This is a genomic window from Pantoea nemavictus (assembly GCF_037479095.1).
GTDB lineage: Bacteria > Pseudomonadota > Gammaproteobacteria > Enterobacterales > Enterobacteriaceae > Pantoea > Pantoea nemavictus.
Map to the genome: position 1 here is coordinate 3,872,065 of NZ_JBBGZW010000001.1, position 13,004 is coordinate 3,885,068.

The window sequence follows — 13,004 nt, forward strand, 5'->3', positions numbered from 1 at the left end:
GCGATCTCAAATTATTACTGTATGTGTATACAGTAATATCGATTAACGGGATTGATCAAGTCAGAAGCGGGCAGGATTTGTAAAGCGGTTGGCAGCAAAGGAAATTTATTTTGTAGGGAAGTCCACGACTTGCTCGTGCTGGCGCAAGTCGTGGGTGCAACATGCGGCTTAAATCATCATCCCCAGAATCTGCAGCGTGCTCTGCTGCGAGGCGGTGATAAACGGAATATCTTTGATGTGCTGCATGCCGAAGGCTTCATAGAATTTTCGCGCGCGGACGTTATCGCCTAATACTTCCAGCCACAAATAGCCTTCACGCTTATCCCGCGCCTCATTGATGATGCTCTCGAACATCCATCTGCCGTAGTTTTTGCCGGTCTCTTCGGGATTGAGATACAGCTTATTCAGCAGCGCGCCGCTCATGCCTGAATCGGGTACCGGCGTGTTCCAGGTGACTTTGGCAAAACCAATCGGCTTGTCCGTCTCGGCGATCAGCCAGCTCTCATTCGGGGCCGCGAGGCTGCTGTTGAGCTCCGCAAGGCCATACTCTTTATCGATAAAGGCATCCAGTTCTTCTGCGGAAACCCACATATGTTTAAAATGCGCGCTGTAGGTCATGCGGCCCAGCTGATGCAGCAGCTCTGCATCCTCTGCCTGCGCTTTGCGTATGGTGAACTCCATGCCCGATATCCTTGCTGAATTCTGGTTATTGACCACTGCATCGGCCGCCGCATAGGCAGCTGAAGGGCACTCACCATAGCGTGTTAGTAACAAAAACCCAAGATAACCAGCGATTTCTGTTAACAATTTCGCGCGGCGGCATGGCCGGTCTTTACCCTGGTTAGCAATCTATCGATAATGCACCGGGGTCGTTGCAGGCCGCGCGTGCCAAGGCGAACCGCCGATGATCTATAGTTAACACTGAGAACCAAGCGTAAGCCCATATTCTCAGGAGGTAGAGGATGTCAGATTCACAACCAAAAATTATCGGCGAAGCGGCCTATGCGCTGCTGGTGCGCCGTGAGGAAGTTAACGTCTCTTCATTGCTCACTGAACTCGCACGCATGGCTGAAAAAGCAAAAAACGCGCAGCAACAGCAGCGTATCGCCAGCGCCCAACAGTGGTTGCTGACGCACCGCCAACCAGCAGGCAGCGATAATCGTGCCCATTCAGCGTTACGCGGACTGAGTCGTCAGGAAGGTAGCGTCAGAATGCCGTCAGCGGATGCAGACGATAGCTGATCAAACGTGGCTCATGCGTCGATGCCTTTCGGCGCTGAGCTCACGAATTTGGAAATAAAAGGTTTCCAATTATCCTAATTCGCGCCAGTTAGCACTTTTTGCAACAAATCCTACCGTATAAGTTCAGTAAGCTTTTTGTACAGCTTTAGATTTTCCTGTACAACTTTCCTTAGGTCGGGTGACCTAACATTTTACTTTATTGGGGTCAATTATGCGTCAGAACGGATACACGCCGAGTTCAGTCGAGGCCATTGCCAACTATTTCAGCAAAGCATCTCTGCCATCGCAGCAGGAAACGCTGGGCCAGATCGTGGTTGAAATCTTACGCGAAGGACGTAATCTCAACCGTAAATCACTGTGCACCAAGCTGCTACGCAGACTCGAATTGGCCGCCAATGCGGAAGAAGAGCATCACTATCATCAGCTGATCGGCTTGTTATTCGAACGCGAAAGCTGAGAGCAGGTTTAACGTCCAGGTTGTACAACTATAAGACTTTACTCTGATAACGCACTGCTTCATGCATGACCTGTGACGGGCTGTACTGCGCTACATTTCTCCGGTAGCGCATCCATTCTGCCGTAGTTCCCGGTCCGGGGCGAAGCGGCGTTCAGAGATTCGTTATGAATAATTCGTTATGAATAGAAGTGAACACCAGAAATTAATCGATGAGATTATTGGGGAAGCGGCATTGGTGCTGTTGCAGCAGGCGGGCCCCGTTAATACTCAGGCGTTGATCGACCAACTCATGCGCATGAAAGAGCAGAGTAGCGATAACGATCGGCGTGAGGCCATTATTGCCGCCATTACCGATGTGCGCACCAGTATTTCGGCTGGCAAGAAACGGCGGGAAGAGCAGCCGGAAAGAGACAACGTTCTGCAGTTGTTTGGCAATAAAGAACAGTCTGGCAGCAATCGCAAACATTGACCGATTGTGGCTCGCGTTTAGTGAAGATAATTTGAATGTATCGCTATCAGTACGGGACTGGAATCATGCCGGAAAATCACGACCTCTATTCTGCGCTGCCTGACACCGAGTTGGCAGAGCATTTTCGCAATGCAGACAGCACGTTAAGAAACGAAGCTGCCGTATTGGACAAGGTTATCCGCCACGTGCTGGCAACGGAAGGACGCGTCAGTAATAAAGCCATTATTCTCTGCCTGATTATGGCGCTGGAAACCGCAGAGGGAAGTGCTGAGGCAGATATCCTGCGCAGAACGCTGGAAATTGTAGTGGGCTATACGCCAGACGACGCCTGACAATTCATCGTGTCCCCCAGCTCATTGGGGGGCACGTTAGTGCATCAAATCTGCCAGTAATCGCATCGCGGCATCGCAAAGATGTCGAAACTCCTCATCGTTAGTTCCCAACTTCATGACATGCAATGACAACGAAATATCGTGCGCCTTAAATACCCGCTCTTCCCTGATAAATTCCGCCACCGCGATACCAATTAGCGCATACAGATCCGATGTTGGACGGCTTTCATCTCTCACGTCACCTCCGATACTTGTATGTATATACAGTGTGACATGGCGAATAATCTGACGATATGTTTTTCGTGCGGTCGGTTTTATCCGCTGTAAATAAGCGAAGCGCAAAAGTGTCGATAGGTATTGATAAAGGTGAAGGTGATTCGGCGATATTTAGCGCCAGCCGTTTACTCTTTTTCCGCACTCACCAGCATGCGTTTCGACCTGCCTAAATTAATTCTATGCAGCCACGTACGCAGCTGTTTAAGTTGCGCCTGCGGGGAAATATCATCGGCAACGCTGCAAATATAGAGCTGACTCTGGGTATGATTATTTGTGCCGGTGGCGTAGATTTCGCTTTTATTATCACGCTGTTGTAGCATTATTTCCGTGAAGTGCAAGTCTTTCCACAGATGTAGAATGGCTTCGAACTTTTTAAAGTCCATAGAGGTGTCCTGATTATTTTATCGTGTTATGGCGTATTGCTGGCCTAATGCAACATACCGTCATCAAGGCATTAAGCCAGCATCTTTGGACGTGGTAATGGGTAAGTGTTTAATGCTCGCTGTCAGCGCATGACAGCGAATTCATTTAGGGATAGTCGCTTTTTGCCACGGACTTGCGAGTCCATTTGCGTTTATTCCCGCTTTGCTTACCCATCGCTAATGCGCTGGCGCTGGCGGGATCAAACAGCGACAAACTTTCAATCTGATGCACCATAATCACTTTACGAAACTCCAGGGCGCTTTTTGGCGTGGAGGAGAAATCAATATTGTGATTGTGGTACCACTGGCTGTAATTATGCTCAATCGCCAAATTCAGCGTGCGCGCATCGCGGTAGCCGCTCAACATCGGAATCAGCACGATATTGGCGGTGTTGGCATATTCAAATGTCGCTGCATGGATCATACCGATATAAATGCGCTTAGATTTCAGCGTCACCCAGGCTAATTCGCCTTCCTCCATGCACTGCAGTAACAACTGCTCAATGCCATTCGAGCGCGAAAGACGCTGATAAAGCTCCTTACGGCCACCGGCGTTAAGCCGGGCGCTGACTGCCCAGTTGGAGCGATACATGCAGAATAGAATGGCAAAGGCCAGCATCATCACTACCGGCGCCTGGATACCTAAAAAACTCCAGGTCATGAAATCGACGTTCCAGTGCACGTTCTCTGCGGAGGTCAGCGCAAACGCATTGTTCACACCTGATGCGATAAGCAAGATTAACCAGATGATGGCGGTGGTTAGCACGCCTTGCAGCACAAAAATACAGCCATATAAGGCAATAAGAAAATAGACATCCCAGCCAAAAGAGCGTTTGATTTTTAAACGACTCGACATGTCGCGGCTGGTATACCAATAGCCACACACCATCATCACCATAAATATCGCCGTGCCCATTTAAATATCCTTTAATGTGCTGACATGATGGGCAAAATCGCGCTGTACTTCAGGACTCAATGGATTAACCGAAGCGTTACCATCTTCGTCAATAATAATTCTGTCACCTTCCTGAATCGACTCCTGAATGTCCTGACGGGTCATCACTTGCAGTAATGCCTCCGGGCTGCCGAACAGAGAAGCTAAAAAACCAAACATATTGGGTGGGTCCTTTTTTATTTATACCAACGTAAACTATGGCACATCCCTGCAATATTCAGCCGCGTAACTGAAGCTGGCAGTCACTTTCCGGATTAATCTGCCAGGAATATGCGCACGCGGCAGAAATATTTTCCATGCGTTATTTTTAGAGGGTGCGGGGCGCCATTTATGGCGACCCACAGGTTTCAGCGTGGCGCATTACTGATTGGTCAACGGATGTTTACTGCCCGGTTCCGCGCCGGTAATCGGATTGACGTCGGGGTGTGAAGCGGTGCGCGCCGCCAGCGTGGCCAGATCGCTCTGCTGCTGCGCGGGCAAGGTAACGCTGGCGAGTCCATCGCCGCCATCAACGGCCGGTTGCGGATCGGCAACGTAATCAAAGTTTTCATCCGAGTTCCAGCTGCCGCGAATATCGTCGCCCTCAGACATATTGTAATAAGTGTGCGCATACTTCTCGATCGGCGGCAGTTTGCCCGGCGGGAAGTTATTGCGGATGGAGTAGAGCGCTTTTTCAAACGACAGCTGGTGCGCCACTTCACGCGTCATCAGGAATCCCAGCGCATCCTTAACGCCAACGTCATCGGTAAGGTTGATAAGGCGCTCGTACAGAATCTTGGCGCGCGCTTCAGCAGCAACGTTTGAACGCAGATCCGCCGTCACTTCGCCGATGGTGTCGATATAGGCCGCGGTCCAGGGCACGCCAGCCGAGTTGGTCAGTGCCGGACCACCGCCATACAGAATCGAGGTGAGATGGCTGTCATTACCCGCGCCGGTAATGGAACGATAGAGATCGCCTTGCTCTTCGCTGCCTTCTGCCAGCGCCCCTTTCGCACCTTTATTTAACATGCCAACCAGCGAGCCGATAATTTCCAGATGGCTCAACTCCTCGGTAGCGATATCCATCAACATCTCACGACGACCCGCGTCGTCATCACTTAACCCCTGGGTGAAATAACGCATTGCTGCGGCCAGTTCACCCTGTGGGCCGCCAAACTGTTCCAGTAATAAATTGGCCAGGCCGAGATTGGGTTGATTAACGCGGACGGTAAATTGCAACTTTTTTACGTGTCGAAACATAGCTCACCTCAAAAAAAGGAAAATACCAACGGAGAGAATGGATTTTGAATGTTTAAATTAATGACGATATGAAATGGAGGAGGGAAGGCGGGTAATGGACCTTTAACTCATCTACAGCGTGTCACATAATTAATACTACTCCGACCAGCCGTTCCTGCAAGCGCACCGGGTGGGCTTAATTTACTATCTGTCGTTAAAATGAATAATATGCCGTAAGACGAACTCCTGGCATAAATTAAATAAAGGAAGGGGCGTTGTTTTAATACAATATTTGACGGGTCACCATGGATGGCGACCCGATTTATGCCTGATTAATATAATTGGCGATAAAGTGACGTGATCGTCTCAATGCTGCACTCGCGCGGATTTCCGGCGGTACACACATCAGCATAAGCTGCGGCAGCTAATACCGACGCGTCCTGCTCCTGCATGCCGATGTCACGTAGCCGCAGCGGAATATCAATATCGCGATTCAGCGAGCTGACCGCCTCAATGGCGAGTGCGCGCGCCTCGGTTAATGAACAGGCATAGGCGCCGCTAACGCCCAGCGCATGCGCAATATCGCGGTATTTCTCACCGGTGTGTTCAGCATTGAAAGCCATAATGTGTGGCAGCAAGACGGCATTGGCGATGCCGTGCGCGGTGCCATAAAAGGCACCTAGCGGATGCGCCATGCCGTGCACCAGGCCCAATCCGACATTCGAGAAGCCCATGCCGGCGATATATTGACCCAGCGCCATATCCGCCACGCCAGCCGGTACACCTGTTACCGAATCTCGCAGCGACCGGCCAATAATCTCTATCGCTTTGAGGTGGAACATGTCGGTCATCTCCCATGCACCGCGCGTGATATAGCCTTCAATGGCGTGGGTGAGCGCATCAACGCCGGTTGCCGCTTTCAGGCTGGCGGGCATGCTGGCCATCATGTCAGGATCGATAATGGCGATAACGGGAATATCATGCGGATCGTAGCAGACGAACTTACGCTTCTTCTCCTCATCGGTGATGACGTAATTGATGGTCACTTCGGCAGCCGTACCCGCGGTGGTAGGCACCGCAATGATCGGTACAGAGGGGCGGCGCGTGGCGGCACCGCCCTCCAGCATGCGCACGTCGCTAAACTCGGGATTGGCAATCATCATGCCGATGGCTTTGCAAGTATCCTGCGGGGAACCCCCGCCGACGGCGATCAGATAATCGGCGCCTGCACGACGAAAAGCCGCAACGCCGGCATGCACCACCTCTACCGTAGGATTGGGAATAACGTCGTCATAGAGGGCGAAACTGAGGTCGTGCTGCGTAAGCAGATCGGTGATGCGGGTGGCGACAGAAAACTTGATCAGGTCTTTGTCCGTCACCACTAATGCTTTGGTGAAACCGCGTTTGTTAATCTCATCGACCAGAGAATGGATGGCGCCGGAACCAAAGTAAGCGGTTTCGTTGAGGATCATTCTGTTAATCATGTTAATTACCTTCACGTAGATGCCAGATTTAAGTTTTTTCGATTAAATTCATCAAGATAAGATGTTTTAACCGTACCTAGATCTACGGGGTAACAGACATACAGATATTGCGTTTCCTCAAGTAAAGCGTGGTTTCCTGCTGGCTGGAATTGAGGAGGCAGACTTCCCCATCATGCGGGGATGGAGAAGTCTGCCAATTCATTCATCAGAAGAGATAGCGTACGCCCAGCGTGAACTGGTTCTCGATCAGATGCGCTTTCATCTGCTCATCTTTCAAGCCACGGGCATTGACGAAGTTGTTATAGCCGCTCTCAATTTTACCCATATCCACATAGCGATAACCGACATCAACGCTAACGCGCTCAATCGGCGCATAGCTGACGCCCGCACCAATGCTGTAAGTCAGGTTATTTTGCGTGCTGGAAGCATACTCACGCGTAACCACGCCCTGCCAGCCGCCCGCCTGAATACGGCTGAAGCCAAGGCCAGCGGTACCGTACAGCGAGAAGTTGTAGCCGAGTTCATAATCGCGATACAGGTTGAACATCAGGCGCTGCACGTTGGTTTGCAGATGGTTATAGCTGGTGGCAAAGGTGGATGAACCGCTGGTGAACTCCGCGCCCTGACCAAAGGTGTATTCGCCCTCGGTGCGCCAGCCATTACCCCATTGATAACCGAGTGCCAAGGCGGCGTTGGCCTGGTGCGCGGTCTCATTACCCGCGACAAACTGACCTACGCCAGGACGGGCGCTGGTGTTCATCTCTTTGGCATTGATCTGGCTTTGCAGATATTTGGCTGAACCGTAATAGCCTTCGTCAGCATTTGCCGCAACCGCTGCCATCATTAAAGGCAGTGCACCGCATAACATTTTCAGTTTCATTTGCATCCATTCTCTTCGTCAGTGGAAAGGGGGAACGTGGCTGTTCCGTGTGACGAATCATATGCAACACATTGAGGGGAAAAAATGCGGTTGAATACGCAGGAGAATAGGTAGAACTACGCAGCGAGCACGCCGGCGCACCGGCGCGCAACCCTCACGACCCTAAACGCATGCTCTCGGCGCGTTTAGCGGTGTCATAGACATATTGCAGCATCGGTTCGAGATCGGTATCGGGACCGGAACTGATGATCTTGCCGCGCAGCCACTCGATCTCGCTGGTGATATCCGGTGGGAAAATGGTGTTGTTCTGCGCGTTGCGCAGCCATTTGAGCAGAAAGTTGTTTTTACCGCGCACGCCGCCAGACTTCTTGTTTTTGGCGTTGATTTTCAGCGCGATCAGAATGCAGTAATAGAAGTGCACGCGTTGGCTGTAACTCTGCGGGATCATCTACGCTCACCCACCACAACAGTATGAAAATGTGAAGTCGATCGGTTTTCCATCTTGCGGATTCCTGCCTGAAGCGATCTAAAAGCGCTGATTTATGCTCTCAAGAGCCGTATCTCCACGCTGTAGCCGCGCGGTAAACGCACCATATGATAATCCGCGTGGCGGATGCAAGTCGGCTTAATCTGGGAAATTTCGCGCCGCATGGGCTGATTTTTGCCTGCCACTGGTGCAGGAAAAATAAGCGAAGCGTATGAAAAAGCGCGGAGGCAATCTTTTTGCTGCATAGCGGTTAAAACGGCCACTTATCCTATAGCGAAGCCGCGCGTATCTGGCAATATCGTGATCTACGTCTACACTTAAAGCTGACGATGTTCGCTGTCAGGTTGCCATGTGAGTCTAAATCATGTTTGTTTGTGGAGAGTTTGCTATCGAAATTCCGTGTTATCGTCAAAATCTCCTCGCACACAATTCTGCGGTTTTTTTCCGCTTCCATGATTCAGCCTGCCTCCGAACATCCTGTAATTTTAAAACCTACAACACAGGAGGAGAGTCGTGACCCCCGCGGTTAATCAGAACAGCACGTTGCCGTCGCTAAGCGGCGGACTTTATGCCTTCTTTTTTGATGTCGACGGCACGTTGGCAGCGATTCAGTCGCAGCCCGAGTCGGTTTCAATCCCCGCCTCGGTACGCCAGCTCCTGCAACAAATTTCTAATCTTAGCCACGGCGCACTGGCACTGGTGTCTGGCCGTCCAATCGTGCAACTCGATGCCTTAGTCGCGCCGCTTGAAGCGCCCGCGGCGGGTGTGCATGGCGCTGAACGTCGCGACGCTACCGGTCGCGTGCATCGCCACAGCCTGCCGGGCGATATTGCGCAAACGCTGCAAATTGAACTGCAGCAGACGCTGGATCAGTGGCCCAACACGCTGCTGGAAGTGAAAGGCATGGCGTTTGCGCTGCACTATCGCAATGCGCCGCAGTATGAGAATGCCATCATGCAGCTGGCGGAAGACGCCGTCGCACGTTTCCCTGATCTGGCGCTGCAGCCCGGCAAGTGCGTGGTGGAGTTGAAGCCGCAGGGCATTGATAAAGGTGCCGCCGTGCGTGAATTTATGCAGGAAGCACCCTTTGCCGGACGCATTCCGGTATTTGTGGGAGACGACCTGACAGACGAAAAAGGATTTCTGGCGGTCAACGCCATGCAGGGGATTTCTGTCAAAGTCGGTGAAGGTGCCAGCCATGCACGCTATCGCCTGAACAGCGTTGAGGCCGTATGGCACTGGCTTGAACAACTATTATTACAACTAGAACATGACAATGTTGGTAAGGAGTTTAGGTTATGAGTCGTTTAGTCGTCGTATCTAACCGTATCGCGATTCCCGATGGTAGCAAGGCCAGCGCAGGCGGACTTGCTGTCGGTATTTTGGATGCACTGCGAGATACCGGAGGATTATGGTTTGGCTGGAACGGAGAGATCAGCGAATTCTCGGGTGAAGATGAGGATGAAGAGCTCACTCAGCTGGAAAAAGACGGAATTACCTACGCCTCGCTGCCGCTCAATCAAAACGATTACGATCAGTATTATCTGCAGTTTTCGAATACCGTGATTTGGCCCGCTTTCCACTATCGTCTCGATCTGGTGCAGTACCAGCGCGAAGCGTGGGATGGCTATTGCCGCGTGAATACGCTGTTGGCCCAGCGTCTTAAACCGCTGCTGAAGCCCGATGATGTATTGTGGATCCACGATTATCATCTGCTGCCGTTTGCTGCCGAGTTGCGCAAATTGGGCATCAACAACCGTATCGGCTTCTTCCTGCATATTCCGTTCCCGACGCCCGAAATCTTCAATGCGTTACCGCCTCATCAGGAGCTGCTGGAGATGCTGTGCGACTATGATCTGCTGGGCTTCCAGACAGAATCCGATCGCGTGGCCTTCCTGGATAGCTTAAGCCAGCTGACGCAGCTGCAGAATAAAGGTGAGAAAAAGCATCGCGCCTTTGGCAACACCTTTATGACCGAGGTGTATCCGATTGGTATTGAGCCTGACACCATCAAAGAGATGGCAGAAGGGCCGCTGCCGCCGAAAATGGCAGCGATGAAGCGCGACCTCGGCGATCTGCAGAACATCATCGCCTGCGAGCGCCTGGATTACTCGAAAGGTTTGCCGGAGCGTTTCCTCGCCTTTGAAGCCCTGCTGGAGAATTTCCCGCAGCATCGCGGCAAAATTCGCTACTCGCAGATTGCACCCACCTCGCGTGGCGATGTGCAGGCCTATCAGGACATTCGCCATCAGCTGGAAACGGAAGCGGGGCGCATTAACGGCAAATACGGCACCCTGGGCTGGACGCCGCTCTACTATCTGAATCAGCACTTTGACCGCCGCCTGTTAATGAAGATCTTCCGCCTCACCAACGTTGGCCTGATTACGCCACTGCGCGATGGCATGAACCTGGTAGCGAAAGAGTATGTGGCGGCGCAGGACCCGGATAATCCTGGCGTACTGGTGCTGTCGCGCTTTGCCGGTGCCGCGAATGAACTGACCTCGGCGCTGATCGTCAATCCCTACGATCGGGATGAAGTGGCTGCCGCGCTGGATCGCGCCTTAACCATGCCGCGCACGGAACGTATTTCGCGTTATAACGACATGATGGCGGTGTTGCGCAAGCAGGATATTTCACATTGGCGTGAAAGCTTCCTGAAAGATTTAAATACCTTGCCGGTACGCAGCGATGATCACGGTACGGAAAATAAAGTCGCTACCTTTCCGAAATTAGCGTAAGCCCACTAAAAAAGGGCGCGTAAATACGCGCCCTTATCCTTCACCGCGCAATAAATTGCGCCGCTGCGCTAAATGCCAAACTTGAGTATTTTACCTGGTAATCGCACCACATCGTGGCGGCGAGATTTGTCGCGCGCCGGTAATTTACCGCTGCGTTGCACAGCGTTTTCACGCACCACCCTAACTTCACGAAATCGATTTCATTTCTTTAAGCGCTAATCGGCTGACTCATCAGTAAAAATCGCACATTTTGGTTAAAAAGCGCGCACCCAACCCAGGAATCACGCTTTTTTTATCGCTGACCCTAAAGATTCCCGGTGGCACGCCGATAGTTAGCGCGTAGCAAACCGTAAAATGGTCCATTCATTCATTTCTCTAATGTAACGCTCTGTTACATACCCTGCCGTGCGCTAAACACTCCCTACAATCTACTGACAGTTCCCAGGCGCTCTGCGTCCAGTCTTCACGCTTCGCTAGCGTCTCGCTTTAATCCTCCTCAGCAATATTCCCTGTAAGTGATTAATTTAGAAGCGAATAATTTCAGCCGTATTCAGAGTATTATGCTGCTTATATCTCATTATATAGCGCGTTATAGCCCGATAATCGCAACGGAACAGATAACTGATCGCGTGGTAATGGCAATCTGCCACAGAGCCTAAAATCCGCCGCAAATCAGCAAAATATTAACGAAATAATCCGATTTAGTACAAAAAACGCACAACATAAAAGCGATGCTGAAGGTTTGCGAAAAAAATTTGCCTTAAAAGTGTGACGCAGATCACACTTTATCTAAAATTTCGCGCCACTCACGTTGTATGTCGAAATCAGACGATATAGATTTGCGTTGTTTTCGGATTAGTCTTAAAAACTGTAAGCAGACGTCACGGAAGATGGTTACAACTCAAGCAAAGAATGGCCTGGAGTTTTGATTACTACTGATCAGTGTCCTGACGGGAAGTGAAACAGTTAGGTACGCGTTGGCTCAAGCCTGATTATTTTTTGCCATCTTTAGATTTACCAACCAGCAGCCCGAACCATAGAACAATTTAATTCTGTGGCCGTATATGTGTCGCGTCTATCAGGATGGAAAAAAATGGGTACATCAGAATTACTAAAACATATATATGACATCAATCTGTCATATTTGCTTCTTGCTCAGCGTTTAATTAACCAGGAAAAAGCTTCAGCAATGTTTCGTTTAGGCATCGATGAATCGATGGCCGATGCATTGTCGCAATTAACCTTACCGGAGATGGTAAAATTAGCGGAAACCAATCAACTGGTTTGCCAGTTTCGTTTTACCGACCACAACCATATTAATCGCCTGACGCAAGAGTCACGTGTGGATGATTTGCAGCAAATCCATACCGGCATTTTATTATCCAGCCGCTTACTGCGGAATGCGTCGAAAGATGACATCTCTGCGAAGAAGAGGGCTGTTTAATGGCCGAAAAAAGTATTGTTCAGGAAGCGCGCGATATTCAGCTGGCAATGGAGCTGATTACGTTGGGCGCACGACTGCAAATGCTGGAAAGTGAAACCCAGCTGAGCCGTGGTCGCCTGATTAAACTGTATAAAGAGTTGCGCGGTGCGCCACCACCGAAAGGCATGCTGCCATTCTCCACTGATTGGTTCATGACCTGGGAACAAAATATTCACTCCTCAATGTTCTGTAACGCCTGGCAGTTTCTGCTGAAAACCGGGTTGAGCAATGGCGTTGAAGCGGTGATCAAAGCTTACCGTTTGTATCTTGAGCAGTGTCCGCAATCGGACGAGGGCCCGCTGTTGGCGCTAACGCGTGCATGGACCCTGGTGCGATTCGTTGAAAGTGGCATGCTGGAATTGTCTGACTGCAAGTGCTGCGGTGGCAGCTTTATTAACCACGCGCATCAGCCAGTGGGCAGCTTTGTTTGCAGCCTGTGCCAGCCGCCATCACGTGCCGTAAAAAGACGTAAACTTTCTGCAGATTCTGCCGATACCTTTCCACAACTGCTGGATGAACAGGTTAAACGCGCCGTTTAAGTTTGTTCGCATCGTGGAAAACA

17 protein-coding genes are annotated in these 13,004 nt (G+C 50.9%); 8 read left to right on the forward strand and 9 right to left on the reverse strand.

The genetic code is table 11. The features are described from left to right. Nucleotides 1-168 precede the first annotated feature (168 nt). Nucleotides 169-681: a GNAT family N-acetyltransferase gene (locus tag WH298_RS17845; protein WP_007891095.1), complete on the reverse strand. Its 513-nt coding sequence runs from the start codon at nucleotides 679-681 to the stop codon at nucleotides 169-171. Between the two features lie 281 nt (nucleotides 682-962). Here WH298_RS17845 and WH298_RS17850 point away from each other — a divergent pair, with 281 nt between their 5' ends. From WH298_RS17850 to WH298_RS17865, 4 genes are all read left to right on the forward strand, one after another. After that, nucleotides 963-1,241, forward strand: a complete 279-nt coding sequence (locus WH298_RS17850) for a hypothetical protein (RefSeq protein ID WP_180823465.1) — start codon at nucleotides 963-965, stop codon at nucleotides 1,239-1,241. A gap of 211 nt (nucleotides 1,242-1,452) precedes the next feature. Next, the gene (gene ycgZ / locus WH298_RS17855; protein WP_007891089.1) at nucleotides 1,453-1,698 is read left to right on the forward strand and encodes a regulatory protein YcgZ; all 246 of its coding nucleotides are present in this window, start codon (nucleotides 1,453-1,455) and stop codon (nucleotides 1,696-1,698) included. Between the two features lie 178 nt (nucleotides 1,699-1,876). After that, entirely contained in the window at nucleotides 1,877-2,167 is a 291-nt protein-coding gene (locus tag WH298_RS17860) for a hypothetical protein (RefSeq protein WP_007891085.1), read from the forward strand. Between the two features lie 65 nt (nucleotides 2,168-2,232). After that, on the forward strand, nucleotides 2,233-2,499 hold the full coding sequence (locus WH298_RS17865) for a biofilm development regulator YmgB/AriR family protein (RefSeq protein WP_007891082.1): 267 nt from the start codon (nucleotides 2,233-2,235) through the stop codon (nucleotides 2,497-2,499). A 36-nt stretch (nucleotides 2,500-2,535) separates the two neighbouring features. On the opposite strand, the gene WH298_RS17870 is transcribed toward WH298_RS17865, so the two are convergent. The 8 genes from WH298_RS17870 to WH298_RS17905 form a co-directional block, all read right to left on the reverse strand. Continuing rightward, nucleotides 2,536-2,736, reverse strand: coding sequence for a hypothetical protein (locus WH298_RS17870; protein WP_007891079.1), 201 nt, complete (start codon nucleotides 2,734-2,736; stop codon nucleotides 2,536-2,538). 164 nt (nucleotides 2,737-2,900) lie between these two features. Further along, nucleotides 2,901-3,158 (reverse strand): hypothetical protein, encoded by a 258-nt coding sequence (locus WH298_RS17875; protein ID WP_180823466.1) that lies wholly within the window; start codon nucleotides 3,156-3,158, stop codon nucleotides 2,901-2,903. A gap of 145 nt (nucleotides 3,159-3,303) precedes the next feature. Continuing rightward, nucleotides 3,304-4,113 carry a hypothetical protein gene (locus tag WH298_RS17880; RefSeq protein ID WP_007891075.1) on the reverse strand — a complete coding sequence of 270 codons (810 nt, stop codon included), beginning with the start codon at nucleotides 4,111-4,113 and terminating at the stop codon, nucleotides 3,304-3,306. Continuing rightward, the gene (locus WH298_RS17885; RefSeq protein WP_007891073.1) at nucleotides 4,114-4,311 is read right to left on the reverse strand and encodes a hypothetical protein; all 198 of its coding nucleotides are present in this window, start codon (nucleotides 4,309-4,311) and stop codon (nucleotides 4,114-4,116) included. Between the two features lie 201 nt (nucleotides 4,312-4,512). Beyond that, nucleotides 4,513-5,391, reverse strand: a complete 879-nt coding sequence (locus WH298_RS17890) for a manganese catalase family protein (RefSeq protein ID WP_180823467.1) — start codon at nucleotides 5,389-5,391, stop codon at nucleotides 4,513-4,515. 311 nt (nucleotides 5,392-5,702) lie between these two features. Beyond that, nucleotides 5,703-6,854: a lactaldehyde reductase gene (gene fucO / locus WH298_RS17895; protein ID WP_180823468.1), complete on the reverse strand. Its 1,152-nt coding sequence runs from the start codon at nucleotides 6,852-6,854 to the stop codon at nucleotides 5,703-5,705. Nucleotides 6,855-7,059: 205 nt separating this feature from the next. Further along, entirely contained in the window at nucleotides 7,060-7,734 is a 675-nt protein-coding gene (locus WH298_RS17900) for an outer membrane protein (RefSeq protein ID WP_180823469.1), read from the reverse strand. A gap of 154 nt (nucleotides 7,735-7,888) precedes the next feature. Further along, nucleotides 7,889-8,182, reverse strand: a complete 294-nt coding sequence (locus WH298_RS17905; protein ID WP_007891064.1) for a hypothetical protein — start codon at nucleotides 8,180-8,182, stop codon at nucleotides 7,889-7,891. Nucleotides 8,183-8,734: 552 nt separating this feature from the next. On the opposite strand from WH298_RS17905, the gene otsB reads away from it, so the two are divergent. The 4 genes from otsB to flhC all read left to right on the forward strand — a co-directional run bounded on the left by otsB (nucleotide 8,735) and on the right by flhC (nucleotide 12,981). Further along, a complete protein-coding gene (otsB, locus tag WH298_RS17910) occupies nucleotides 8,735-9,523 on the forward strand; it encodes a trehalose-phosphatase (RefSeq protein WP_007891060.1) in 789 nt (262 codons plus the stop codon). Further along, entirely contained in the window at nucleotides 9,520-10,959 is a 1,440-nt protein-coding gene (gene otsA / locus WH298_RS17915) for an alpha,alpha-trehalose-phosphate synthase (RefSeq protein WP_180823470.1), read from the forward strand. The genes otsB and otsA overlap by 4 nt, the downstream gene beginning before the upstream one ends. Before the next feature lie 1,093 nt (nucleotides 10,960-12,052). Next, nucleotides 12,053-12,403: a flagellar transcriptional regulator FlhD gene (gene flhD / locus WH298_RS17920; RefSeq protein WP_007891053.1), complete on the forward strand. Its 351-nt coding sequence runs from the start codon at nucleotides 12,053-12,055 to the stop codon at nucleotides 12,401-12,403. Continuing rightward, nucleotides 12,403-12,981 (forward strand): flagellar transcriptional regulator FlhC, encoded by a 579-nt coding sequence (gene flhC / locus WH298_RS17925; RefSeq protein ID WP_007891050.1) that lies wholly within the window; start codon nucleotides 12,403-12,405, stop codon nucleotides 12,979-12,981. Before flhD ends, flhC begins: the two co-directional genes overlap by 1 nt. The last annotated feature ends 23 nt before the right edge of the window (nucleotides 12,982-13,004 follow it).

What these genes read in the sequence shown, in the direction of transcription:
- WH298_RS17845 (WP_007891095.1), bottom strand. Translation starts at nt 681, where the DNA reads ATGGAGTTCACCATACGCAAAGCGCAGGCAGAGGATGCAGAGCTGCTG.
- WH298_RS17850 (WP_180823465.1), top strand. Translation starts at nt 963, where the DNA reads ATGTCAGATTCACAACCAAAAATTATCGGCGAAGCGGCCTATGCGCTG.
- ycgZ (WP_007891089.1), top strand. Translation starts at nt 1,453, where the DNA reads ATGCGTCAGAACGGATACACGCCGAGTTCAGTCGAGGCCATTGCCAAC.
- WH298_RS17860 (WP_007891085.1), top strand. Translation starts at nt 1,877, where the DNA reads ATGAATAGAAGTGAACACCAGAAATTAATCGATGAGATTATTGGGGAA.
- WH298_RS17865 (WP_007891082.1), top strand. Translation starts at nt 2,233, where the DNA reads ATGCCGGAAAATCACGACCTCTATTCTGCGCTGCCTGACACCGAGTTG.
- WH298_RS17875 (WP_180823466.1), bottom strand. Translation starts at nt 3,158, where the DNA reads ATGGACTTTAAAAAGTTCGAAGCCATTCTACATCTGTGGAAAGACTTG.
- WH298_RS17880 (WP_007891075.1), bottom strand. Translation starts at nt 4,113, where the DNA reads ATGGGCACGGCGATATTTATGGTGATGATGGTGTGTGGCTATTGGTAT.
- WH298_RS17885 (WP_007891073.1), bottom strand. Translation starts at nt 4,311, where the DNA reads ATGTTTGGTTTTTTAGCTTCTCTGTTCGGCAGCCCGGAGGCATTACTG.
- WH298_RS17890 (WP_180823467.1), bottom strand. Translation starts at nt 5,391, where the DNA reads ATGTTTCGACACGTAAAAAAGTTGCAATTTACCGTCCGCGTTAATCAA.
- fucO (WP_180823468.1), bottom strand. Translation starts at nt 6,854, where the DNA reads ATGATTAACAGAATGATCCTCAACGAAACCGCTTACTTTGGTTCCGGC.
- WH298_RS17900 (WP_180823469.1), bottom strand. Translation starts at nt 7,734, where the DNA reads ATGAAACTGAAAATGTTATGCGGTGCACTGCCTTTAATGATGGCAGCG.
- WH298_RS17905 (WP_007891064.1), bottom strand. Translation starts at nt 8,182, where the DNA reads ATGATCCCGCAGAGTTACAGCCAACGCGTGCACTTCTATTACTGCATT.
- otsA (WP_180823470.1), top strand. Translation starts at nt 9,520, where the DNA reads ATGAGTCGTTTAGTCGTCGTATCTAACCGTATCGCGATTCCCGATGGT.
- flhD (WP_007891053.1), top strand. Translation starts at nt 12,053, where the DNA reads ATGGGTACATCAGAATTACTAAAACATATATATGACATCAATCTGTCA.
- flhC (WP_007891050.1), top strand. Translation starts at nt 12,403, where the DNA reads ATGGCCGAAAAAAGTATTGTTCAGGAAGCGCGCGATATTCAGCTGGCA.